General features: G+C 63.7%; 20 protein-coding genes. 9 read left to right on the top strand and 11 right to left on the bottom strand.

Annotated elements, in window-relative coordinates; translation table 11 throughout:
- Nucleotides 1-117 precede the first annotated feature (117 nt).
- From rpoD to NKI15_RS07180, 3 genes are all read right to left on the bottom strand, one after another.
- On the bottom strand, nt 118-2,142 hold the full coding sequence (gene rpoD, locus NKI15_RS07190; RefSeq protein WP_023672446.1) for an RNA polymerase sigma factor RpoD: 2,025 nt from the start codon (nt 2,140-2,142) through the stop codon (nt 118-120).
- Nucleotides 2,143-2,554: 412 nt separating this feature from the next.
- Nucleotides 2,555-4,495, bottom strand: coding sequence for a DNA primase (dnaG, locus tag NKI15_RS07185; RefSeq protein WP_023683795.1), 1,941 nt, complete (start codon nt 4,493-4,495; stop codon nt 2,555-2,557).
- A 172-nt stretch (nt 4,496-4,667) separates the two neighbouring features.
- A complete protein-coding gene (locus NKI15_RS07180; RefSeq protein ID WP_023749973.1) occupies nt 4,668-5,036 on the bottom strand; it encodes an RcnB family protein in 369 nt (122 codons plus the stop codon).
- Nucleotides 5,037-5,424: 388 nt separating this feature from the next.
- Between NKI15_RS07180 and NKI15_RS07175 the strand changes: the two genes are divergently transcribed.
- Both NKI15_RS07175 and NKI15_RS07170 read left to right on the top strand, forming a co-directional pair.
- Nucleotides 5,425-7,089: a Na/Pi cotransporter family protein gene (locus tag NKI15_RS07175; RefSeq protein WP_023734954.1), complete on the top strand. Its 1,665-nt coding sequence runs from the start codon at nt 5,425-5,427 to the stop codon at nt 7,087-7,089.
- Between the two features lie 95 nt (nt 7,090-7,184).
- Complete coding sequence (locus tag NKI15_RS07170) at nt 7,185-8,366, top strand: MFS transporter (protein ID WP_023749974.1); 1,182 nt, start codon at nt 7,185-7,187, stop codon at nt 8,364-8,366.
- Between the two features lie 7 nt (nt 8,367-8,373).
- Here the strand turns inward: NKI15_RS07170 and NKI15_RS07165 are convergent, their stop codons facing one another.
- Nucleotides 8,374-8,931, bottom strand: coding sequence for a GNAT family N-acetyltransferase (locus tag NKI15_RS07165; protein ID WP_023672441.1), 558 nt, complete (start codon nt 8,929-8,931; stop codon nt 8,374-8,376).
- A 116-nt stretch (nt 8,932-9,047) separates the two neighbouring features.
- Nucleotides 9,048-9,497, bottom strand: a complete 450-nt coding sequence (locus NKI15_RS07160) for a GatB/YqeY domain-containing protein (protein WP_031197556.1) — start codon at nt 9,495-9,497, stop codon at nt 9,048-9,050.
- Nucleotides 9,498-9,755: 258 nt separating this feature from the next.
- On the opposite strand from NKI15_RS07160, the gene carA reads away from it, so the two are divergent.
- Together carA and NKI15_RS07150 are read left to right on the top strand one after the other, a co-directional pair.
- Nucleotides 9,756-10,973, top strand: coding sequence for a glutamine-hydrolyzing carbamoyl-phosphate synthase small subunit (carA, locus tag NKI15_RS07155; protein WP_084013536.1), 1,218 nt, complete (start codon nt 9,756-9,758; stop codon nt 10,971-10,973).
- Nucleotides 10,974-11,298: 325 nt separating this feature from the next.
- Nucleotides 11,299-11,682 (top strand): helix-turn-helix domain-containing protein, encoded by a 384-nt coding sequence (locus tag NKI15_RS07150; protein WP_352513916.1) that lies wholly within the window; start codon nt 11,299-11,301, stop codon nt 11,680-11,682.
- 9 nt (nt 11,683-11,691) lie between these two features.
- On the opposite strand, the gene NKI15_RS07145 is transcribed toward NKI15_RS07150, so the two are convergent.
- The 3 genes from NKI15_RS07145 to ypfJ form a co-directional block, all read right to left on the bottom strand.
- Entirely contained in the window at nt 11,692-12,612 is a 921-nt protein-coding gene (locus NKI15_RS07145) for an aldo/keto reductase (RefSeq protein WP_023749976.1), read from the bottom strand.
- The gene (locus tag NKI15_RS07140; protein WP_023705841.1) at nt 12,609-13,874 is read right to left on the bottom strand and encodes a TCR/Tet family MFS transporter; all 1,266 of its coding nucleotides are present in this window, start codon (nt 13,872-13,874) and stop codon (nt 12,609-12,611) included. The genes NKI15_RS07145 and NKI15_RS07140 overlap by 4 nt, the downstream gene beginning before the upstream one ends.
- Nucleotides 13,875-14,050: 176 nt before the next feature.
- Nucleotides 14,051-14,986 (bottom strand): KPN_02809 family neutral zinc metallopeptidase, encoded by a 936-nt coding sequence (gene ypfJ, locus NKI15_RS07135; protein ID WP_023705842.1) that lies wholly within the window; start codon nt 14,984-14,986, stop codon nt 14,051-14,053.
- Nucleotides 14,987-15,173: 187 nt separating this feature from the next.
- Between ypfJ and NKI15_RS07130 the strand changes: the two genes are divergently transcribed.
- Nucleotides 15,174-17,240: a hypothetical protein gene (locus tag NKI15_RS07130; RefSeq protein ID WP_352513917.1), complete on the top strand. Its 2,067-nt coding sequence runs from the start codon at nt 15,174-15,176 to the stop codon at nt 17,238-17,240.
- Nucleotides 17,241-17,268: 28 nt separating this feature from the next.
- Here the strand turns inward: NKI15_RS07130 and NKI15_RS07125 are convergent, their stop codons facing one another.
- Together NKI15_RS07125 and mntR are read right to left on the bottom strand one after the other, a co-directional pair.
- Entirely contained in the window at nt 17,269-17,457 is a 189-nt protein-coding gene (locus NKI15_RS07125; RefSeq protein ID WP_023705844.1) for a hypothetical protein, read from the bottom strand.
- Between the two features lie 91 nt (nt 17,458-17,548).
- Complete coding sequence (gene mntR, locus NKI15_RS07120; RefSeq protein WP_023705845.1) at nt 17,549-18,004, bottom strand: manganese-binding transcriptional regulator MntR; 456 nt, start codon at nt 18,002-18,004, stop codon at nt 17,549-17,551.
- Between the two features lie 260 nt (nt 18,005-18,264).
- Here mntR and NKI15_RS07115 point away from each other — a divergent pair, with 260 nt between their 5' ends.
- From NKI15_RS07115 to NKI15_RS07105, 3 genes are all read left to right on the top strand, one after another.
- Nucleotides 18,265-19,623 (top strand): Nramp family divalent metal transporter, encoded by a 1,359-nt coding sequence (locus NKI15_RS07115; RefSeq protein ID WP_023705846.1) that lies wholly within the window; start codon nt 18,265-18,267, stop codon nt 19,621-19,623.
- A 53-nt stretch (nt 19,624-19,676) separates the two neighbouring features.
- Nucleotides 19,677-20,534: a protein-L-isoaspartate O-methyltransferase family protein gene (locus NKI15_RS07110; protein ID WP_023705847.1), complete on the top strand. Its 858-nt coding sequence runs from the start codon at nt 19,677-19,679 to the stop codon at nt 20,532-20,534.
- A 116-nt stretch (nt 20,535-20,650) separates the two neighbouring features.
- The gene (locus tag NKI15_RS07105) at nt 20,651-21,301 is read left to right on the top strand and encodes a dihydrofolate reductase family protein (RefSeq protein ID WP_023705848.1); all 651 of its coding nucleotides are present in this window, start codon (nt 20,651-20,653) and stop codon (nt 21,299-21,301) included.
- 220 nt (nt 21,302-21,521) lie between these two features.
- On the opposite strand, the gene NKI15_RS07100 is transcribed toward NKI15_RS07105, so the two are convergent.
- The gene (locus tag NKI15_RS07100) at nt 21,522-22,400 is read right to left on the bottom strand and encodes a LysR family transcriptional regulator (protein WP_488473726.1); all 879 of its coding nucleotides are present in this window, start codon (nt 22,398-22,400) and stop codon (nt 21,522-21,524) included.
- An 87-nt stretch (nt 22,401-22,487) separates the two neighbouring features.
- On the opposite strand from NKI15_RS07100, the gene NKI15_RS07095 reads away from it, so the two are divergent.
- Nucleotides 22,488-23,087, top strand: a complete 600-nt coding sequence (locus tag NKI15_RS07095; RefSeq protein ID WP_023705850.1) for a LysE family translocator — start codon at nt 22,488-22,490, stop codon at nt 23,085-23,087.
- Nucleotides 23,088-23,364 lie beyond the last annotated feature (277 nt).

Genomic DNA, 23,364 nt, shown 5'->3' with positions numbered 1-23,364 from the left:
GAACATGCATCCGACCAGGCAAGTATCCTCCCGACGGAGATGGGCGACAAGAGCCTTCACCCGGCAACGAAAAGGGCGCCATCGGCGCCCTTTTCGAATGCTGGTCTGTTGCCGGTATCAGCTGTCGAGGAAGCTCCTCAGCTTGCGGCTCCGGCTCGGGTGCTTGAGCTTGCGCAGCGCCTTGGCTTCGATCTGGCGGATACGCTCGCGCGTCACCGAGAACTGCTGGCCGACTTCTTCCAGCGTGTGGTCGGTGTTCATGCCGATGCCGAAGCGCATGCGCAGCACCCGCTCCTCGCGCGGCGTCAGCGAGGCGAGCACCCGCGTGGTGGTCTCGCGCAGATTGGCTTGGATCGCCGCATCGATCGGCAGGATCGCCATCTTGTCCTCGATGAAATCGCCCAGATGCGAATCCTCTTCGTCACCCACAGGGGTTTCGAGCGAGATCGGCTCCTTGGCGATCTTCAAGACCTTGCGCACTTTTTCGAGCGGCATTGCGAGCTTTTCTGCCAGTTCCTCCGGCGTCGGCTCGCGGCCGATTTCATGCAGCATCTGGCGCGACGTGCGCACGATCTTGTTGATCGTTTCGATCATGTGCACCGGGATGCGGATGGTGCGCGCCTGGTCGGCGATCGAACGCGTGATCGCCTGCCGGATCCACCATGTCGCATAGGTCGAGAACTTGTAGCCGCGGCGGTATTCGAATTTGTCGACCGCCTTCATCAAGCCGATATTGCCTTCCTGGATCAGGTCGAGGAACTGCAGGCCGCGATTGGTGTATTTCTTGGCGATGGAAATGACGAGGCGCAGGTTGGCCTCGACCATTTCCTTCTTGGCGATAGCGGCTTCGCGCTCGCCCTTCTGCACCTGGTTGACGATCTTGCGGAATTCCAGGATCGAGATCGCCGTCTCGGTGGCGAGGTTCTGGATTTCCGAACGCAGATCCTTGATCGCGTCCTTCTCGTTCTTGGTGAATTCCTTCCAGCCGCGCGAGGTCAGGTTGCCGATCGAGCGCGTCCAGTTCGGGTCGAGCTCGGAGCCCTGATATTCCTTGAGGAACTCCTCGCGGCGCACGCCATAGCTTTCGGCTAGGCGCAGCAGCTTGCCTTCGTTCTGCACCAGGCGCTTGTTGATGTCGTAAAGCTGCTCGACCAGCGCCTCGATGCGCGCCGTATTGAGCGACAGCGACTTCACCGCCTTGATCAGCTGGTCCTTCAGCTCCTTCAGGCGGCGGTCCTGGCTGGGCGACAGCGTGCCGGTCGCGGCCAGACGGTTTTCGACCTGCTGGTCCTGCAGCTTGCGCAGCTTCTTGTAGGTGTCGGCGATGACGTCGAGCGTCTCCATCACCTGCGGGCGCAATTCCGCTTCCATCGCCGCCAGCGACAGGCTCGCCTCGTCCTCGTCTTCCTCGTCGTCATCGACCAGGCCGCGCGTGTCGGCGCCGACATTGGTGATGTCGTCTTCCTCGTCGCGTCCACGCCTCGGCTTGTCCTCGGCCTTGGGCGCCTCCTCGATGCGCTCGACCACCGGCGCCTGCTTGGCTTCGGGGCCCGCATAGGTGGCTTCGAGGTCGATGATCTCGCGCAGCAGGATCTTGGATTCGTTGAGCTCGTCACGCCAGATGATAATGGCCTGGAAGGTCAGCGGGCTTTCGCAGAGACCCGCGATCATCGTCTCGCGGCCGGCCTCGATGCGCTTGGCGATCGCGATTTCGCCCTCGCGCGACAGGAGCTCGACCGAGCCCATCTCGCGCAGATACATGCGCACCGGGTCATCGGTGCGGTCGGTCGGCTCTTTCTTGGTGGTCGTGGCGGCGACGGCGGTGCCGGTCTGCTCGGCCAGCTCGTTGGCGTCTTCCTCGGCGTCGGCATTGCTGTCGGCGGCCTCGGGCTCCTCGCTCTGATCGTCGTCCTCGACCACGTTGATGCCCATGTCGGACAGCATCGCATTGATGTCTTCGATGCGATCCGGATCGGTCTCTTCCGACGGCAGCACCGCGTTCAGTTCGTCGAGAGTCACATAGCCGCGCTTCTTGGCGGCCTTGATCATCTTCTTGACAGCATCATCGGAAAGGTCGAGCAGAGGGCCATCGGTGGCGCCTTCACGTTCGGTCTCGACCTCTTCCTTTTCCTTTGTCGCCATAGTCTTTATCTTCTCCTAGCGGCCGAGCATCGAAGCCGCGTAGCTGCCGCACCGGTCAAACTACATGCGCTGGTGGCGCTTAACCGGGCCGGTAACCGAATCAACTCTTTTGTTTGTTCATATCGTGCCCCCAAAACCGGTTTTCACTTTTGGGCGATATGCATTAAGTCCAGATTAACCCTGATATCTGTGGCAGGCTGACAGCCTGTCCAGTGATCAGCACCTCGCGTCAGTGCATTTCCATCGACGCCGGCGCGGGTTAAGGTTTCGAATCGTCCTGATTCCGTCATTCTGCCAGAAGGTCAAGCGCCTCTCGCATGATTCGCATCAAAAAAGCGAATCAATTACCCGACTTAGAGGTGTCGATTCGACGCGCAGCACGTACATCATCCATTCTTGCGCAGGTTTCGACCTACACGCGCCCACCCCTGCCCGAGGACACACCGAAGCCTTCGATCAGCGCTTCCGTTGCTTGTACATCACGGAATTGCGCCTGAATCTCGATGAGGTGCCGGTAGTTTTCGTCAGTGGGATCGCTGGCGAGCGCTGCTTCCGCCTGTTTCAGCTCCTTATGTAAGGTGCGCGCGCTGCGCTGCAAGTGCAGCGCCTGGTTGAAGGCGTCGCGGGCATCGTCAAGCGCTGCGGTTTCCAGCGCGGGCCATTGCCTGGCCCGTTGGATGAGCGCCACGGCGCGCCCCCAGATATCGCTGCAGCCGGCACGTTCGATGGTGGCGATCACCGCGCTACGGTCATTGGCCATGTCGTGCGCCATCGCATCGAGGATGGCGGCGTGCAGCCGCTGCAGATCGGTGTTGGCGAGATCGAGGAACTCGACATGGGCGAAGTTCTCGTCGATCAGCGCCGGATGGTTGACGAGGGCTACGATGATCGTCGCCTCGCGCACCGACATCATCTCGCCACCGCGTTTGACCATGGCGGAGCGGCCGAGGCTTTCGGTGATCGCGGCGCGCGCGCCTGCCCCGCTGCCTTTGGCGAACTGTCCGCCGGGTGCGGGCGTTTTGCCCTGCCCCGGTTTCCAGTCCTGGCGACCTTGCCGCACTTCGCGCTGGGCGCTGAAGAAGGTCAGCTCCCGCTCGCGCATCCACTGCTGGTAGTGGTAGCGCTGGCTCTCATCGCGGATGCGGCTGGTCAGTTCGCGCAGCGTCTTTGTCAGCCCCGCCCGCCGCTCCGGCGTGTCGAAGACGCCACCGGATGTCTCACGCATCCACAACAAATCAGCGAGAGGCCGCGCTTCCGCCAGCACGGCACGAAACGCGTCCGGCCCTTCTGCCTTGACCAGATCGTCGGGATCCTTGCCCTCCGGCAACAGCGCAAAGCGCACCGACCGCCCGGCCTGCACCGACGGCAGCGCGAGATCCGCGGCCCGCCACGCCGCCTTCAGCCCGGCCTGGTCGCCGTCGAAGCACAGCATCGGCTCAGGCGCCATGCGCCACAGAAGTTCGAGTTGGTTTTCGGTGAGCGCGGTGCCGAGCGGCGCCACGGCATTCTCGAAGCCGGCCTGCGCCAGCGCAATCACGTCCATATAGCCTTCGACGGCAATCACCGTGCCGCCTTTCGCCAGCGCTTTGCGGGCGCGGGCGAAATTGTAGAGCACGTTGCCCTTGTGGAAGAGCTCCGTGTCGGGCGAATTCATGTATTTGGCCAGCGCATCGGGCGCCAGTGCGCGGCCGCCAAAGGCGATGATCTTGCCGCGCGAATCCGGGATCGGGAACATGATGCGATCGCGGAACCAGTCATAGGAGACCGGGATGTCGTCGCCATGACGCACCAGCCCGCAGGCCTCGATGTCGGCCTTGGGCACACCCTTGGCGGCAAGATGTTCCTTCAGCGCATTGCGGCTGTCGGGCGCAAAGCCCAGCCGGAACGATTGCTGCGTCGCCGGCGTCAGCCCGCGATCCCTGAGATAGGCGCGGGCTTTTGCACCCTCCGGTCCTTGCAGCCGCTCCTGGAAGAAGGCAGTCGCCATCTCCATGACGTCGGTCAGACTGGCGCGTTCCTTCTCACGCTGTTCTTCCCGCTCGTCGCGCACCGGCATCGGCACGCCGGCCATGTCGGCGATCTTCTCGACCGCTTCGGGAAAGCTTAATCCGTCGAGCTCGGTCAGGAACTTGAAATGATCGCCCGACACCGAACAGCCGAAACAGTGATAGCGGCCCTTCTTGTCCTCGCAGTGGAAGGAGGGGCTCTTTTCGCCATGGAACGGACAACAGGCCCAATAGTCGCCGCGCGAGGCGTTGGTCTTCTTCCTGTCCCATGCGACGCGCTGGCCGATGACCGATGAAATCGGCACACGGTCGCGTATCTCATCGAGAAAGGCGGGCGGAAAGCGCATTGGGGAACTCGTTTGTCCCTCATATAATCATGCTCGCGGAATCCGACGACCCTTATTGCGGACCATACCCGGTTTCCACAGCCAAAAAGCCCGGTTTCTAACAGCCAAAAGAAAGGCGGCCCTTTCGGGCCGCCTCCTTTCAAGTCTCTGCATTGCGCCGGCGAGGCCGGGCTTAATGCGCGGCAATGGCGCCGAAGATGATGCCGGACAGGACGCTGACCAGCACATAGTCGTTGCCGACGCGGATCCATTCCTGGCCGCGGCCGGGGCGATGCAGGCCGTAACGGCCATAATCGCGGATCGGCTGGTGCCGCTTCCAGCTGGAATATTTCCGGCCATTGCGCCAATGGCTGCGCTTGACGGCCACCGTCTTCTTCACGACGCGCTTCCTGACATCGACATGCTTGCCGGGCCTCTGCCAGTCGACCTGCGTGTAATTCGACTGCGGTGCGACCGGTGCGTTCACCGGTGCGGCCTGGCCGGTAAGCGAAGTGGCGGCCAGCATCGAGAAAGCGAGGGCGGAAAGAACAATACGTTTCATAGCGGGGCTCCTTGGTTGTCGATGCCTAGGGAATAGCGCCCGAAGGATGAACCGAAACTGAACACTAGCATTACATTTACGTAATGAAATCCGGTGCTTATCCTGGATATTTGAACATCATCGCAAAGGCGATTGCCGGGAGTCCGGCAAACCGGGACGATCCGCTGCCATCACCAGGGATCCGCCATGCAACCATTTGCGCATCCGTCCATTTTCCGACACGCCCTGTCGCGCCGCGACGGCTCTTGAAATCGACAAGATTTTATTACCCGGCTAAAATATTCCGGATATTGTTCAAGACTGTCATGACCATGATTCGCAGCCCCGTTTTCCTCTCTGCACTGCGCGCCCTCCGCGTCGCGGTAGCTGTCTGCGTGCGGGTTTCGAAATGAGCGGCTCCGTCGTCCTGCTGCATCTGGCGGGCGCGGTGGCGCTGATGCTATTTGCCACCCGCATGGTCAAGACAGGCGTCGAGCGCGCCTATGGCGACGTGCTGCGTCACCGGCTGCGCTCCACCATGCGCAATCCGATCATGGCGGTGCTGGCCGGCTGCGGCCTGTCCATCGCGCTGCAGAGCTCGACCGCCGTCACGCTTCTCGTCGGCTCCTTCGCCGGCGCCGGCATCGTCTCGGGCATGTCGGGCCAATTGGCTGTGCGCGGCGCCGAGATCGGCTCGGCGCTGGTGGTCAAGCTCTTGACCTTCGATCTGACGCTGCTGGTGCCGATCTGCCTCGTCGCCGGCACGGTCATGTTCATGGCCACCGAGCGGCGCGACTGGCGCCAGTTCGGCCGCATCCTGGTCGGCATCGGCCTTTTGGTACTGTCGCTGGAGATGATCGGCCAGGCCTCGGAGCCGCTGCGCCAGAGCACGCTGATGCCGCTCATCATCGAATATTTCTCCAGCGACTACGTCACCGCCTATCTGCTCGCCGCGCTCGTCACCTGGCTGTTCCACTCCTCGATCGCCGCCGTGCTTTTGATGGTGACGCTGGCCGGCCGCGGCTTCATCCCGCCCGAACTGGGCATCGTGCTGGTGCTCGGCGTCAATCTCGGCTCGTCGGTCATCGCGCCGCTGCTCACCCGAAGTGCCGAACCTGGCGTGCGCGTCGTGCCGATCGGCAATCTGTTGATGCGCGGCATGGGCTCGCTGGTGATGCTGATCCTGTTCATGACGCTGAAGCCACCGGTCGCCTTCCTCGGCGCCACCGTGCCCGACCAGATCGTCAACGCCCACATACTGTTCAATGTGCTGATCCTGCTCGCCGGCCTGCCGCTTGCCAGCCTGATCTATCGTGCTTCTGAGAAGATCGTCGCAATGGGCACCAAGCCGGCGCCGGCTACAGAGCTCGATGTGGTCGAACTCTCCGCCCTCAACGACGGCGCGCTCGACGTTCCGAGCCAGGCGCTGGCCAACGCCACCCGCGAGGTGGTGCGCGTCTGCGAAACCGTCGAGATCATGCTCAAGCGCATCATCGAGCTGTATGAAAGCGCCGACGGCGACAAGATCAAGGCGCTGGCCGCCCTTGACGACCGCGTCGACAGGAAGCACGCGGCGATCAAGCTCTATCTGGCCAAATTGACCAGGAACTCGCTCACAGAGGACGAGGCGCTGCGCTGCCAGGAGCTGATAGGCGCCTGCGTTAAGCTCGAGCAGGTCGGCGACATCATCGTGCGCAACATGCTGGTGCATGTGAAGAAGAAGTTCGAGCGCGGGCTGGAGTTCACGCCCGAGGGCTGGAGCGAGCTGCTCGCCTTCCACACCTCGGTGCTGGCCAATGCCAGGCTTGCCTTCAACGTGCTGGTGTCGCGCGACCCTGAGACTGCCCGCCAGCTGGTGCTGGAAAAGGACCGGCTGCGCGACCGCGAAAAGGAAACCAGCGCCAGCCATTTCGTGCGCCTGCGCGACGGCACCGCCAAGAGCGTCGAGACCAGCTCCATCCACCTCGACACCATCCGCGACCTGAAGCAGATCAACTCGCTGCTGGCGTCGATGGCCTACCCGGTGCTGGAAGAGCGCGGCCTGCTCGGCGGCTCCAGGTTGAAGGCGAGCTGATCAAGAAAACCTAAACCGGCCGCCAAAATTTCTGCATTGCCGGCAAGCGCCATCCATGATTTGAGGCCAACTCGTTCAAGGATCGCTTCCGCGCCATGCTTCCGCTCATTGCCCTGTTCATCGCCGCCTTCGCTTTCGGCACCACCGAATTCGTCATTGCCGGCGTGCTGCCGCAAGTGGCCGACGGCCTTAGCGTTTCGATCCCGACCTCCGGCTATCTCGTCTCAGGCTATGCCGGCGGCATCGCGATTGGCGGGCCATTGCTGGCGCTCGCCACCAAGGGCATTTCCCGCAAGACGCTGCTGCTTTGCCTGACCGTCGCCTTCACGATCGGCCAGGCCGCTTGCGCGCTGGCGCCCGATTTTGCCTCGATGCTGCTCTTGCGCATTGCGGTCGCCGTCGCACACGGCGCCTATTTCGGAGTCGCCATGGTGGTGGCTGTCGGCCTCGTGCCCGAGGACAAGCGCGGCATGGCCGTGGCTGTGATCCTCTCCGGCCTCACCGTATCCAATGTCATCGGCGTCCCGGCCGGCACCGCAATCGGCAATCTCTGGGGCTGGCGCGCCACCTTCTGGGTGATGTGCGCGCTTGGCGTGGTAGCCTTTGCCGCCATGGCTGCGCTTTTGCCGCGCACGACAGGCGCATCAAGGCCATCCGCCAGTCTTGGCAGCGAGGTTCGCGTGCTGGCGCGCCAGCAAGTCTGGACCTCGCTGATCCTGATGCTGACGTTGATGATCGGCCAGTTCGGCCTGTTCACCTACATCACCCCGACACTGCTTGAGGTGACCCATCTCGACGAGAGCCTGATCCCCTGGGTGCTGCTGCTCAACGGCGTCGGCGCCACCGTCGGTGTGTTTCTCGGCGGCAAGCTTTCCGATTGGAAGCTGATGCCGTCGCTGATCACCATGCTTGCGCTGCAGGCGGTGATGTTGGGCGTGATCTATGCCGTCAGCCCCTACCCCGTGCCGATGGTCATCGCCATCGTTATCTGGGGTGGCCTCAACTTCGCCATAGGCACGCCGATCCAGACCCGCATCCTGGCCTGGACGGCGGACGCCTCCAACCTCGCCTCCTCGCTCATCCCCTCCGGCTTCAATGTCGGCATCGCGCTCGCCGCGTCGCTGGGCGCTGCCATGCTCAATGCCGGCTACGGCTATCGCAGCCTGCCGGTTGTGGGCGCTGCCGCCATGCTGGTGGCGGTGGTGGTGGCACTTGCCTCCTACATCTGGGAGGGGCGCAGCCGGGCAGCGCCGCCGCTGCCAGCAGCGGCCGAATAGCGTCGGACTACAAATCGATCCGGAACAACAAACTCTCGGCGCCGCCATACGCGGCGTCCTTGATGAACGGACCGACCACACGGCCGCCATTGGCCAGCACCACCTTCTGCGAGGCCGGATTGTCGAGGTCGGTGGTGAGCTCGACATATGGCAAACCAACAGCCCTCGCCTCGTCCAGCATCAGCCGCAGCGCCTCGGTCGCATAGCCTCGTCCGCGCTTCCACGGCACCACGGCATAGCCGATATGGCCGAGCACATGCGACGGCAGTGCGGCCGTACCCGGCTGCCAGCGAAAGCCGATCGAGCCAGCGGCCTCGCCGTCCCAGATCCAGCGCCGGAAGCCCGGCAGCCGCGGCACGGTCGTGCCGTCCGGCAAGGTAATCGGGCCTCCTTTGGCCTCGGGATCGTCGAGGCTGGCAAGGAACGCCGCGGGATCCTCGTCGATCGCCGCAAGTTGCTCGCGCGTCGCTTCCATCAGCCGGACATTGTCCGGCGACCAGCCACGCTCGAGCGCCGCCTTGTAGGAGGGCAGATGTTCGAGCGTGGGTTTGACGATTTCGATTATGGTGGGGCTCTCCGGCAGGTCAAGGCTTGGCTCGCTTAAGCCGGTGCGGACCGTTTCTTGCCCAGAGGTGATGTCCCGCCCCCTGCTCTCCTTCGCCATTGAAGTGGTGTCGGCTCCTACTGCAGCAGGCCTTTGACGATGCCGCTGGCCTTGCCGAAATCCATCTGGCCGGCATATTTCTGCTTCAGCACAGCGATCACCTTGCCCATGTCCTTCTGGCTGGTCGCACCGGTAGCAGTGATCGCTTCGCGCGCTGCTGCAGTCACCGCCGCCTCGTCCAACTGCGTCGGCAGGAAGCCGCGGATGATCTCCATCTCGCCACGCTCCTGCGCCGCCAGTTCCGGGCGCTTGCCGTCCTCGAACGCCTTGGCCGATTCCTCGCGCTGCTTCACCATTTTGGCCAGGATCTGCAGGATCTCCTCGTCGCTGGCGGGGTCCTTGGCCGAGCCGCGATTGGCGATGTCGCGGTCGTGAATGGCGGCCTGGATGAGCCGCAGCGTCGGCAGCCGGTGCTTGTCCTGCGCCTTCATCGCGCTTTTCAGGGATTCGGCGATTTTTGCGCGCATGATGCTTTCTCCTTCGAACGGCGCGGACAATAACCGCGGCCCATCCGCAAAGCAAACGCGCCAAAGCCCTGATATCGTTTGACGAAACAAATGCTCGCCGTTTTGGCACGGCATCATTGACCGCTCTGGCGCCTTCCCCTATGTACTCGGCCTTGCATAAGACAAAGAATTGATGCGCGCAGGCTCGAGAGATCGGCCGCGCCGTTTGCTGCGCAGATGGCCCGCCATCGAAGCGCGCAGCGTGACAGGAGCGTCGCCATGGCCGAGATGACCCCCGAACTGACCCCGCCTTGGGCAACCGAAAAGCCGACCGCCGTCCTGGTGCTGGCCGACGGCACCGTCATCGAGGGTCGCGGCCTCGGCGCCACCGGTTCCGCCGTTGCCGAAGTCTGCTTCAACACCGCGCTCACCGGCTACCAGGAAATCCTCACCGACCCGTCCTATGCCGGCCAGATCGTCACCTTCACCTTCCCGCATATCGGCAATATCGGCACCAATGACGAAGACATCGAGGACTTGAACCCGGTCGCCCGTGCCGGCGCCGTCGGTGCGGTGTTCAAGGCCGATGTCACCAACCCGTCCAACTACCGCGCCGGAACCGGCCTCGACCAGTGGCTGAAGAAGCGCGGCATCGTCGCGCTGTCGGGCATCGACACAAGGGCGCTGACCGCGCTGATCCGCGAAAAGGGCATGCCCAATGCCGTCATTGCGCACGCGCCCGACGGCATCTTCGACATCGACGATTTGAAGCGGCGCGCCGCCGCCTGGTCGGGCCTGATCGGGCTTGACCTCGCCAAGGAAGTCACCTCGGGCCAGTCCTCGGTCTGGCGTGAAACGCCCTGGGTGTGGAACGAAGGCTTTGGCGACCAGGCCGAGCCGTCGATGCACGTCGTCGCCATCGACTACGGCGTCAAGCGTAACATCCTTCGCCTGCTTTCCGGCCTCGGCGCCAAGGTCACCGTGGTTCCGGCCGGCACCGGCTCGGAAGAGATCCTGGCCATGCAGCCCGACGGCATCTTCCTCTCCAACGGGCCCGGCGACCCGGAAGCCACCGGCGACTACGCCGTGCCGGTCATCCAGGACCTGCTCAAGACCGACATCCCGGTATTCGGCATCTGCCTCGGCCACCAGATGCTGGCCCTGGCGCTCGGCGGCAAGACCGCCAAGATGCATCAGGGTCATCACGGCGCCAACCACCCGGTCAAGGACCATACCACCGGCAAGGTCGAGATCGTCTCGATGAACCACGGCTTTGCCGTCGATGCCGACTCCTTGCCCGAGGGCGTCGAGGAAACCCATGTCTCGCTGTTCGACGGCTCGAACTGCGGCATCGCGCTGACCGGACGTCCGGTGTTCTCGGTCCAGCACCACCCCGAGGCCTCGCCCGGCCCGCAGGACTCGCACTATCTGTTCCGCCGCTTCGTCAACCTGATCCGCGAAAAGCGCGGCGAGGAACTGCTGGCCGAACGGGCCTGAGCCCTCTGTGTAGCAGCGATAATATCGCTTAGCCTCGAGCGATAAATCTGCGATATTGCGCGAGTGAAGACGATCATCCTCTCGGTGTCGGCAGCTCGCGATCTCGACAACCTGCCGGCCGATGTCCGCGAGCAGGTCTCTGAGGGTTTGAACACTTATGCCATCAGCGGGCGTGGGGATGTAGAACGTCTTGCCGGCCGAGACGGTTACAGACTTCGGATCGGTTGCTACCGCGTTATATTGATGAAGATCGCACGACAATCCTCGCGATCTACATCGGCAAGCGCGAAACGACGACCTACAGCCGGCCATAGGACAGCACATCATGAACGCTCCGCAAATCATAAGGACTTCAACCGGGGAAGAACTGGTCGTCATCCCGAAGGCTGACTACGAGGCATTGCTGCATGCCGCCGAAGAAGCCAGAGAAGACGCTGCGGATGTGGCGATCTACGATGAGCGGAAGGCCGAGTTCAAAACGGAAAAGCCTCTGCCCGCCGAGGTGACCATGGATATTTTGCGAGGTTCCAGCCGGCTCAAGGCGCTGCGCAACTGGCGCAAGCTGACGCAGGGCGAGTTCGCTGATGCCATCGGTGTCAGCCAGGGCTTCCTGTCGGACCTTGAATCCAATCGCCGCAAGCCATCGGCGCAAACCAGCACCATGCTGTCGAAGGCATTGGACGTGCCCAGCGACTGGATCGAAGCCTAGTATCTAACCTTACGCCACCGGCCGGCCTTCGCTGGCCTCCAGTATGGCAAACCATTGCTGGCGGTCGAGGTCGATCTCCAGCGCCTTGACCATGGCGGCCAGCCGCTCGGGCTTCATCGTGCCCAGCACCGGCGCCAGCCGCGCCGGATGACGCAGCAGCCAGGCGATGGCGACGGCGGCGAGATCGCCGGCGCCGATCTCGGCAGCCACCGCCGCGATTGCCGCCCTGACCCGCGCCTCGCGCCCTTCCTTGCCGGTGAACAGCAAGCCGCCGCCGAGCGGCGACCAGATCATCGGCGCATAGCCGAGGCGTTGCGCGTGATCGAGGCTGCCATCCACCAGCGCATTGGTCTTCAGCACCGACATCTCGATCTGGTTGGTGGCCAAGGCAAACGGCAGCCGCGAAGCCAGAAGGTCGAACTGCGACGGCGTGAAATTGGAGACCCCGACCGCTCTCACCTTGCCCGACTTGACCAGCCCGGCAAGGGCCGCCGCCGTCTCGTCGGCATCCATCAGCGGATCCGGCCGGTGCAGCAGCAACAGGTCGAGATAGTCGGTGCCGAGATTGGCGAGCGAACGGTCGACCGAGGCGGCAATGTGGGCCGCACTGGTGTCGTAATGCTTCAGCCGGTTCTGAGGCCGGTTGGCCGATGCCAGCATGATGTCGCATTTCGAGATCAGCTCGATGCTGTCGCGCTTGCCCTTCCAGCGCGACAAGCCGGCGCCAAAGGCAGCTTCCACCTGGTAATGCCCGTAAATATCGGCATGGTCGAAGCTGGTCAGGCCGAGATCGACCGCAGTGCCGATCAGCCGCGCGATCTGGTCGGCGTCCGGGCGCGCGGCGTTGTCGAGCAGGCGCCAGGCGCCGAACACCAGCCGCGACAGCGACACTCCGTCCTTGGTTAGCTCTATGCGGCTGTCATGGCTCATATCTGGGCTCCATCTTCCGCAGCGCCGGTGGCAACGCTTCTCACCGCCGTCGGCCTCGCAACTTTCGTCACAAAGACAATGACCGCAAGCGTCAGGAAGCACGCGCCAACCAGATAGGGCGCGCCGCCGAACACCACGGGCGCATTCGGTCCGGTGAACCAGGAAAAGATCGCGGTGTAGAGCAGCGGCGTGATGATCGAGGTGATCGAGAAGATCGACGTCATCGCGCCCTGCAATTCGCCTTGCGCCGATGGCGGCACCTTGGCGGCGGCGAGGCTTCTCAGCGGCGGATCGGCCAGTGCTTCCAGGCAGCCGACGACGATCACCGCATAGATCATCCAGCCTTGCGAGGCGAAGGCATAGCCGAAGGCGCTGGCCGCCGTGAAGGTCAGGCCGATCACCGCCGTCTTCCACTCGCCAAGTTTGGGGATCACGCGCGGCAGCACCGTCGCCATGACGATCGCCCCACACAGGCCGAAGGCGCCGAGCGAGAAGCCGATCTGCTGCTCGCTCCAGCCATAGCGGTAGTTGGACACGAACGACCACACCGCCGGATACATCATGTGGCCGAGCGTCATCAGGAAGAAGGCGAGCCCGATCCAGCCGATGCCCTGATATTGGCGCATCTGCAGCAGCGTGCCGACCGGGTTGGCGCGTTTCCACTCGAAGCGGCGGCGGTGCTTTTCATCGAGCGTTTCAGGCAGGAAGAACATGGCGATGAGGAAGTTCACGAAGGCAAGCCCGGCGGCAAAGTAAAACGGCACCCGCGGCCCGAACGTGCCGAGCAGCCCGCCCAGCACCGGCCCAATGACGAAGCCGACGCCGAAGGCGATGCCGAGCAGACCGAAATTCTTCGCCCGATTGTCGTCGTTCGAGATGTCGGCAATGAAGGCCGACGTCGTCGAATAGCTGGCGCCCGAAATGCCGGCCAGCACGCGGCCGATGAACAGCATCGGATAGGACCAGGCGATGGCGCAGATCAGATTGTCGATCGAGAATGTTAGCACCGAGGCAAGCAGGATCGGCCGCCGCCCGAAGCGGTCGCTCAACCCGCCCATGATCGGCGCGAAGAAGAACTGCATCGCGGCATAGACGAAGAACAGCCAGCCGCCCTCGATCGCCGCTTCGCTGATGCCGACGACAGAAAGCTCCCTGAGAAAGGCCGGCAGCACCGGCATGATCATGCCGAAGCCGATAATGTCGAGCAGCAGCGTGGTGAAGACGAGCGCAAGGCCCCGCCTGGCGGTTTTGGGGTCGATCATGATGGCGTCTGCTCCCTGGGACCGCCCTTGGGCGGGCGCCCGTTATAGGCGAGGCGTCACTTTGGAACAATAGGAGAACGCCTCAGGCGTTCTCCTCCTGACATCTGTTGCCGGTGGTGAATCGGCCCGCCGACGGATGCGCTTTGAACCGCGGTCGGCTGGAACTTGCGAGCGCCTCAAACCGGACCGGTCAGCGTGTTGCAATCCGACAGCTTGCCGCTCTTGTAGCCGCGCGCCAGCCAGGTCTGCCTTTGCTGCGACGTCCCGTGGTTGAAGCTTTCCGGAACGACATAGCCCTGCATCTTCTTCTGCAGCGTATCGTCGCCGATCTGCTTGGCGGCGTTGAGCGCCTCTTCGATGTCGCCCTGTTCCAGAATGCCCTTCTGCGCGGTGAAATGCGCCCAAACGCCGGCGAAGCAGTCGGCCTGCAGCTCGATGCGCACCGACATCTGGTTGGCTTCCGCCTCACCCATCGACTGCCGCATCTGGTTGAACTTGGGCAGGATGCCGGTGAGGTTCTGCACATGGTGACCGACTTCATGCGCGATCACATAGGCCTGGGCGAAATCGCCCGAGGCGCCGAACTGCTGGTCGAGCTGCTGGAAGAAGGTGGTGTCGAGGTAGACCTTGTGGTCGCCGGGACAATAGAACGGTCCGGCTGCCGTCGAGGCGGAGCCGCAGGCCGAGCGGATCTGGCCGCTGAACAGCACAAGCTTCGGGTCCTCGTATTTCAGGCCCTGCGACTGGAAGATGCCGGTCCAGGTCTCTTCGGTCTCGGCCAGCACGGTCGCCACGAACTGCTTCATCTCGTCGGAAGCAGGCGTGCCAGCGCCGTCGTCCTGGCCGCCGCTGTTGTCGGTGATCTGGCCACCGCCACCCGGCAGCACGCCGCCGCCCTCGCCAGTGCCCAGGATCTGCGACGGATCGAAGCCGAAATACCATCCGGCCAGCACCACGAGGACGACCAGCAGGATGCTGCCGCCGCCGCCGGTGCGGCCGCCGATCGGGATGCGGAACTGGCCAGGGCTGCCGCCGCCGAAACCACCACCGCCGCCGCTGTCGCTGCGCTCGTCCTCGACATTGTCACTCTGACGGCGGCCCTTCCAGAGCATGGCAACTCCCCGTATGCAAATTTTCGGCTGGCCTGGCCGATGTCGTGGCCCAGTCCGACCCAACAGACAATTATCGCAACGGTTGCGCCAAGTCACAGTATTTTTCGTGGCAGCGGCATCGCGTTCGCACTCTGGTCCAGGCGGCATGCGTGCTGTAGCATCCGGTTCGAACGGGGGTGTCGGGGACTTGCGGACGATCGGTCGATTTCTGCTGCTGGCGGTGGTGCTATGCCTCGGCCCGTCGCCGGCGCGCGCCGTGACGCTCGATTCCAGCGTCGCCGTAACCGATTCCGAGACATTGCAGGCGCTTGAGCGTGGCGGCCTCTCGATCAGCCGCCTGCTCGGCCCGGCGCTGGGTCTCACGCGCGAGGTCGACAATCGCGGCCTGTTTTCGGTGCGCGCGCTGACCCCTGTCCGCAACGCCGTCAAGCAGGAGATCGCCGACGAGCCTGCCAATAGCCCCGATCCTTACGTCGCGGCCATGGCCAAGTCGAAGGACACCAGCCAGAAATTCAACCCGAAATACATCGACGATGACGGCTCGACGCTCGACCTGACCGGCATCGTCAACCGCATGGACCGCGGCTATCTCGGCCACACCGAATGCGGCGAGATCAGGCTGATCTACCGCTTCCACTATTCGGTGGCGGAGAAGCCCACGAAGGGAAAGACAGCGCAACGCATCTCGTCGCGGCTGCCGCTGACCATGAGTCTGGTCTTCAACGCCAGGCCCGGCGAGGCTCGCCCCCGCGCTTCGAGAGACCGTCCAAGCGCCACCGCCATTTCCTGTGCCGAAATCGCCAAGCGCTGGCTCGCCGCCGGCCAGAAGAACCTTGCGCCCGAGCAACTGGCAGCCTGGCTGCGCTCCGACGAAGGGCCGCTCTCCAACGCCATGCTGAATTCGTCGCAGATCATGCGGCTTGAGCTGAACATGCAGGTTCTCCGGCTGTCGGCCTCGAGCCGCCGCGACTTCGGCGGCCACGCCGAATATCTCCTCAAGATTTTCAAATGGGACCCAACGACGTCCACCTTCCAGGATTCGAAGATGGAGAACCAGATCGACCGGAAAGTGGTTCTGGCCGACCGGCCGGCCTTCGCCAAATGGCTGCTGACCGACCGCAACCTCTACGACCTCGATCGCGGCCGGCTGGTCATCGACGACAAGTTCCTGGCGACAAGCGCCGTCTCGGTCGCACCCGGCGGCATGGCCAGATCGCAAAACAACATCGCCTATGGGCTGCTCGATGACAGCGATATCGACGAGGCGCTGAAGAATTATGTCGCCAGGGGCAACACGCTGCGCAGCGTGAAATCGGTGGCCGGCTTCAATCTGCGTCTCAACGAAATGACCTGCACCGGCTGCCACCAGACGCACGGCATTGCCGGCTTCCATTACACCGGCGCCGATCCGGCCAGCGAGCCGCGCCGCAACGCCGTCTTCGTCCCCGGCTCGGCGGTGTTCTTCGCCGACCTGCCGCGCCGCCGCGCGATCGTCGAGGACTTCGCCACAGGCGGCCATCCGGATTTCTCCCGCGGCTTCGCCGCCCGTCCGGACGCCAAACTCGCCGAAGCGCTGAAAGGCACCGATCTCTACAATGGCTGGGGCTCGATCTGCTACAGCGGCGAGGATGCCAGCTTCAAGGACTGGAGCTGCGGCGAAAGCCTGCGCTGCGCCGGCGTCCATGAAAGCGACATCCATCCGGGCTTCGGCACCTGCGTCAGCGAGGCGGCCACCGCAGTCGGCGACCCCGTCGAGTTCGGCGAGATCAAGATGTCGAGCTGGGGCAGCGACAAATATTGCCGCCTGTCGCCGGCCACCGCAAAAGCCTGCGCCATCGATCCGGCGCGCGACAAGAAACCGGTAATCAAGCTCGCTGGCTATGGCGCGGCGCGCCAACGCTACGACAACCCCGAGCAGAAGACCGGTGGCTTTCCCGGGGGCATGCTGCGCAAGGCAAGCTGCGACAAGCTTCCCGACGAGGCGACTTGCGGCCGCCTCGCCAAGACCGGTTTCAACGACTGCATCGCGTCGGGCAAGGACCACAAATTCTGCACCAAGGAATTCACCAAGACCGCCGGCCTGCGCGCCTGCGGCAAGGCGCATCCCTGCCGCGAGGACTATATCTGCACCGCCGGCTACGACGATTTGGCCGCAGCCAAGCCTGGCAAGGGCTCCTGCATTCCGCCCTATTTCATATTCCAGTTCCGCGTCGACGGCCATCCGCGCAGTTGGGTGCAGGACACCGAGGAATGAGCGGCAGGTTGCCGCTTGCGAACAGAACTCAGATCTTCTGCTTGGTGCCGGCGCTTTTGCCGTCCGAGCTTTTGGAGCGTTCCTCGAAACGCGCGGCGCCCTTCTTCATCGGCTGGCCGGCTTCGGCCTCGGTCTTGCGTTCGTCCTTTGCCGCTGTCTGCCTCAAACCCTCGGCCGCCTGCTTGCCCTTCGCGGTCGGTGCCTGTTCGACGCCCATGTTTTCCTCCTTGGCGCGCAGCAATCACGCGCAACGTCAGGAGCAACGAGCCTGACGTGCGGAGGTTCCAGTGGTGCGGCGCCGGCGCGACTCAGCGCGGCGCTATCATCGCCTTGCGAAAGGCTTCCAGCGTCTCGGCGCTGACATGGTGCTCGATGCCCTCGGCATCGATGCGCGCCGTCTCGGCGCTGACGCCGAGCGAACGCAAAAACGCTTCGACCGTCTGGTGGCGAATGCGGCTTTCTTCCGCAACCTTGCGGCCGGCATCGGTCAGGAAAACGCCGCGATACGGTTTTCTGGAGACCAGCCCATCGGCGCACAGCCTGGTCAGCATCTTGGCCACGGTCGGCTGGGCGACGCCGAGCCGCGCCGCGATATCCACCTGGCGCGCCTCGTTGCCGTCCTCGATCAGGTCGGCGATCAGCTCGACATAGTCCTCGACCAGCGCGCTGCGGCGCGCTTGGCGCTGCTGCCTGAAGCCTTCGGAATGGACATCGGCATCCGGAAGCGGCTCTTCGCGTCGAACCGGTTTATGCTTCAGTGCCAATACGTGTTCCCTCATACCTTTTGGCAAGAATTGGCTTTCGACAAATCAATCGCCCTTTGCCATTCATAGCACGGGCTTAACTGTTCCAGCCGTTTATTTGCATTCCATAGCAGGCGCAACCGGCGTTTGCGATCACCCCCTTTCTGGGCCCTTGGCTGCCTCATGAGAAGCACATACAATGAAATATAGCCTATTGCATAATGTTGAGCCCTGGCGTAGATAGGATGAGAGACATCAATCCATCCAATGGAAAGCCCTCCATGTCCGAAGCCGACGCAACCTTGGGATCATCCTGGCGATTTGACAGGCCGGAGGACAATCCTCCCAGCCTGCGCGAGGTGAACTCCACGATTGCGGTGCCGCAGTCCGGCGTCTGGTTCCGCCGCCTGTTCGCCTTCATGGGACCGGGCTACATGGTCTCGGTCGGCTATATGGATCCGGGCAACTGGGCCACCGACCTCGCCGGCGGCGCCCAGTTCGGCTACACGCTATTGTTCATCATCATGCTGTCCAACCTGATGGCGATCCTGCTGCAGGCGCTTGCCGCCCGGCTTGGCATCGCCACCGGCCGCGACCTCGCCCAGGCCTGCCGCGCCTATTATCCGCGTCCCGTCAGTTTCGTGCTGTGGATCGCCTGCGAACTCGCCATCATCGCCTGCGACCTCGCCGAGGTGATCGGCACGGCGATCGCGCTGCAGCTTCTGTTCGGCATTCCGCTGATCGGCGGCGCGTTGCTGACGGCGCTCGACGCCTTCATCGTGCTGCTCTTGATGAACAAGGGTTTCCGCTATCTCGAAGCCTTCGTCATCGCGCTTCTGATCATCATCTTCGGCTGTTTCGCCATCCAGATCTTTGCCGCTGCCCCTCCGGTCGGCTCGATCCTGCATTCGATGTTCGTGCCGTCGACGGAGATCGTCACCAATCCGGCGATGCTCTACATCGCCATCGGCATCATCGGCGCCACGGTGATGCCGCACAATCTCTACCTGCACTCCTCGATCGTACAGACACGCGCCTATGAACGGACCGAAAAAGGCAAGCGCGACGCCATTAAATGGGCGACGACGGACTCGACCATCGCGCTCGTCCTGGCGCTGTTCGTCAACTCCTCGATCCTGATCGTCTCGGCGGTGGCCTTCCATGGCACCGGCCATCAGGATGTCGCCGAGATCGGCCAGGCCTTCGAGCTCTTGTCGCCACTGCTCGGCCTCGGCATCGCCTCCATCCTGTTTGCGGTGGCGCTACTGGCCTCCGGCCTCAACTCGACGGTTACGGCAACGCTTGCCGGCCAGATCGTCATGGAAGGCTTTTTGCGCCTGCGCATTCCGCAATGGGCGCGCCGGCTGCTGACGCGCGGCATCGCCATCGTCCCGGTGGTGGTCGTCACCGCGCTCTATGGCGAAAAGGGCACCGGCCAGTTGCTGGTCTTCAGCCAGGTGGTACTGTCGATGCAGCTGCCCTTCGCAGTCATCCCGCTGGTGCAGTTCGTCTCCGACAAGAAGAAGATGGGCAACCTTGCCATTCCCCGCGGCGTGGCGGCCCTCGCCTGGGTGGTCGCGGCGGTCATCCTGGTGCTCAACTTCAAGCTGCTCTACGACACCGTCTTCGGCGTCGGCTGATTCTCATTCCCGACCGCGACAAACCGGCGGCTTGCGCTATCTTGCTCGCCATCATGACAAGTGTCGAAGACGCCAGGAAATTTTACGCGCAGCTGATGGCGGCCAATGCCGGCTCGGCCGACCCGCGCCTCGAAGAGGCGTTCGCCACCGTTCCGCGCGAGGCCTTTCTCGGTCCCGGACCCTGGGCGGTAGTCGCCGGCAGGGCGCTCACCACCGGCAACGGCAAGATCATGACGCCGAGCGCCGATCCTGTTCACATCTATCAGGACGTGCTGGTGGCGCTCGATGCCGACAAGGGCATCAACAATGGCGAACCCTCCCTGCACGCCATGTGGATCGGCAGGATCGCCCCCAGACCGGACGAGGCCGTCAGCCATATCGGCGCCGGCACCGGCTACTACACCGCCTTGCTGGCCCGGCTGGTTGCGCCCGGCCCGGTGACCGCCTTCGAACTGGAGGCCGATCTTGCTGCCAGAGCGACAAAGAATCTCGAGACCTACGGCAATGTAAGCGTCATCCACGGCGATGCCGTCACCGGCGATCTGCCGCCGTCCGACATCATCTATGTCAATGCCGGTGTCGTCGCACCGCCGGCTGCCTGGCTGCGGGCGCTGAAAGCGGGCGGCCGCATGATCTTTCCCTGGCGCCCGTCCCAGGGCGTCGGCCTGGCCGTAATGGTGACCCGCACCAAACAAGGTTTTGCCTGCGACCCCTTCATGCGCTCGTGGTTCATCCCCTGCGTCGGCGCCTCGGTCGCCGGTTCGGCGGCCAAAATCCCCGACCTCCAGAAGGCCGCGCGCAGCCGTTCGATCTGGCTGACATCAGACAGGGCGCCGGACCGGACCGCCACCGCCATCATCGGCGATGTCTGGTTTTCGTCGCAGGCGCTTGGCGGCGGGCGACGGCGGTAGGTACTCTTGTCGGCCGCAGCGTTTTTTTGCCAACGCCTGTCGGGCGGCCGCCGGCCTGTCCGTCCTTAGATCGAAATCCGGCCCTGACGGCGCGGATCCTGGAAAAGGAAAATCCAATGCGAAAGATCATCGCCGCTACCTTCGTCAGCCTCGACGGCGTCATGCAGGCGCCGGGCGGCCCGGAAGAAGACCCGGTTGGCGGCTTCGAGTTCGGCGGCTGGACGTTCCACTACTTCGACGAGGTGGCGGGCGTGGCCATGGAGGAATTGTTCTCTAAGCCCTTCGCCCTGCTGCTCGGCCGCAGAACCTACGACATCTTCGCCGCTTACTGGCCGTATCAGAAAGATGCCATCGGAGACGTCTTCAACCCTGCCACTAAATATGTGGCGACGCATCGGCCGGATTCGCTCACCTGGGAAAATACGCAATGGCTTGGAGAAGATATCGTCGCGGCGTTGCGCCGCCTCAAGAAGGAAGATGGGCCTGACCTGCTCATCCAGGGTTCGAGCGAGCTGATCCAGACTTTGCTCGCCAACGGGCTGATCGACGAGATCCGGTTGATGATCTTCCCGCTGCTGCTGGGCAAGGGCAAGCGGCTGTTTGGCGACGGCGCGATGCCGGCCGCCTTCAAGCTGGTGAAGTCGCAGGCTACCACCACCGGCGTCATGATGGCGACCTACGAACGCGGGGGTGAGGTCAAGGTCGGGTCGTTCGCCACGCAAGAGCCGTCAGAGGCAGAGCTCGAGCGACGCAAGAACTGGAAGTAACAGAGGCGGGCACCTTTCCTCTCCCTCCGGAGGGGGGAGAGGTGGCGCTGCGAAGCAGCGACGGAGTGGGGGAACCACCTGGCAACGGTCGCCAACGGACATTGAACAGGGACAAGGCGCAAGAATCCTGCCGTACCGCGCTAAGGGTCGACCCCCACTCCGTCGAGCTTCGCTCGACACCTCTCCCCCGATCGACGGGGGAGAGGAAATCCAAGTTCTGTCAAGCCGCCACAGCCCGCCGTTCCAGCCCATCCCGGATATACCGCGCGAACTCCTGCGCGGCAGGCGCCGCGCCAAACCTCGGCAAATGCAGATTGATGGAAAAATTCGGCAGCGGCGGCAGCCCGGCATCGAAAGGCAGGATGTCGAGGTCGGCGGGCACGGTGGAGGCCAGCCAGGCGGTGACGGCAAGGTCGGAGCGCACCGTCGCGGTCGTGGCGTCGATGTTGCCGTTCTCGAACACGGTGCGCCATTCCAGCCCGTGCTCGTTCAGCGCCGACAGCACCACCGGGCGGAAGGCGCAGGTGTCGGCGACGATCGACACCGGCAGCGGCCGCTTGGCGCGGGCGACGCCGCCCTTGGCCCCCACCCAGACCAGCCGGTCAATGGCCAGGCACTCACCGGCGGACGGGCCGACCGGTTCCTCGATGACGGCAAGGTCGATAGTGCCGGCCGCAAGGGCCGCGGCAAGATCCGGCGAGGCGGCGCAGAGTAGGGATATCTCAACCTGCGGATAGGTCTCGGCATAGGCCTTCAGCACCGGCGCCAGCAAGGTGCCGACAAGGTCATAGGGAACACCGAGCCGCACCTGGCCGGCGGCCTCGGTGCCCGCCATCTCGGCCCAGATCTCGTCATTGAGGCCAAGCAACCGTTTGCCCTTGCCGAACAGCCGCTCGCCGGGCCGCGTCAGCCGCAAGCCACGCCGGTCGCGCTCGAAGAGGCTGCAGCCCAGCGCCTCCTCCAGCCTTTTGATCTGCTGGCTGACGGCGCCTTGCGTCAGATGCAGCGCGTTCGCCGCCGCCGTCATGCTGGCCTTGTCGGCGACAGTGACGAAGGTGCGGATCAGCGCTGTGTCGAGGTTGCGGATCATGGTTGGCATTATATCTGCTAATGCCAACCATCGCAAACATTGCATTTACTGAAGTATGCAGAAGTCTACCGTAGGGCCTTCGATGGAGGACGCCTCATGTTGCAGCCCATCTTTCCGCTCATCCTGTTTGCCTTCGTGGCCACCGTCACGCCCGGCATCGCCACCACCCTGTCGACCGCTTCAGGCGCGCAGTTCGGTTTTCGCCGTTCCGTTCCCCTATTGGTCGGCAGCGCCGCCGGCCTCGCCACCGTGACCGGTGTTGCCGCCGCCGGGCTCGCCGGTCTGCTGCTGGCCATGCCGTCGCTGCAACTGGCGATGAAAATCATCGGCTCGCTCTATCTCATCTGGCTGGCAATCAAGATCGGCCGCGCCGGGCCGCCTGATCTCGATGTGGCGATGGCAAAACCCAACAGCTTCTTGGGCGGCGCCGGCATTCAATGGATGAACCCGAAGGGCTGGGCGATGGGACTGGGTGCGGCGGCCTCGTTCGCAGCCCTTGCCGACGGTCCGGGACAACTCGCGCTGCTGCTCGGCTCGACCTTCGGCTTCACCGCAGCCATCTCGCTGTCGATCTGGTGCGTGGCGGGCATGGTGCTGGCACGGCTGCTCAAGACCGAATGGCAATGGCGCGCGCTCAACATCGTGCTGGCGCTGGTGCTGGCTGCGTCGATCATTCCGATGTGGCGGGGAGCGTAAACGCAGAGGTCGGCGCCAGTACCGCACCCGGACCTGCAGTCCGACCTCCCCGCAAGGGGAAGGTAAGAGAGCGCGCCTTCTACCCTCCCCCTTGTGGGGTCCGAAGGACAGGCGAGACCCGTGGCTCGCCCCGGTAAGTCGACCCGCATAGCGGGTCGGGGTGGGGGTCCTGGTTTGGGGAGCGCACCAGCAACAAAGAGGCCCCGGAAAGGGCCCCGGGGATTTAGGCGGTCAAGCTGCCAAATAAAGCCAGGCCGGCGCCCCGGGACGTGTAGGG

The sequence above is a fragment of the Mesorhizobium sp. M0862 genome, assembly GCF_040319795.1.
Classification (GTDB): Bacteria; Pseudomonadota; Alphaproteobacteria; order Rhizobiales; family Rhizobiaceae; genus Mesorhizobium.
This window is presented reverse-complemented; position numbering and strand designations above follow the sequence as displayed.